Source organism: Vibrio sp. 10N.222.46.A1, from assembly GCF_041473595.1.
Classification (GTDB): domain Bacteria; phylum Pseudomonadota; class Gammaproteobacteria; order Enterobacterales; family Vibrionaceae; genus Vibrio; species Vibrio tasmaniensis_A.
In genome coordinates this window covers 1-348 of sequence record NZ_JBFRSN010001814.1, presented here as the reverse complement: position 1 = coordinate 348, position 348 = coordinate 1, and the positions used below count along the sequence as shown (strand labels likewise).

Sequence of the window (348 nt, the reverse complement as noted above, 5' to 3'; positions counted from 1 at the left end):
GATCCATTAAAGTTCGTTGCCACTTAATATTCAAAGAGATCTCTGGTTCATCAATTATCAGGAAGTTTTTGTCATTTCCTGCCACTACAATCAATGATAAGAATGTAAATATATGACGCTCGCCGCTAGATAAATACTCTAAAGAGTGTTTTTTATTATCGCCATTTAACTTTATATAAGCTTCGTCAGTCGTTATAACTAATTTTTTTCCATCAACTAGGTATTTGTTAAATGTATCCACTAGGGCTGTTATAGATATAAGTAACTGTTTTTCAAATTCTAGTTCATTGATCATGTTAACAATTAGTTGACTTAAAAGTTCATTATCTCTGAGTTTCAAAGCGTCAC

At 31.3% G+C, this 348-nt stretch carries 1 protein-coding gene; it reads right to left on the bottom strand.

All coding sequences use genetic code 11. From position 1 onward, the window contains the following. Positions 1-348: AAA family ATPase (locus AB4496_RS29435; RefSeq protein ID WP_372133672.1), on the bottom strand; the 348-nt coding region annotated here is incomplete at both ends.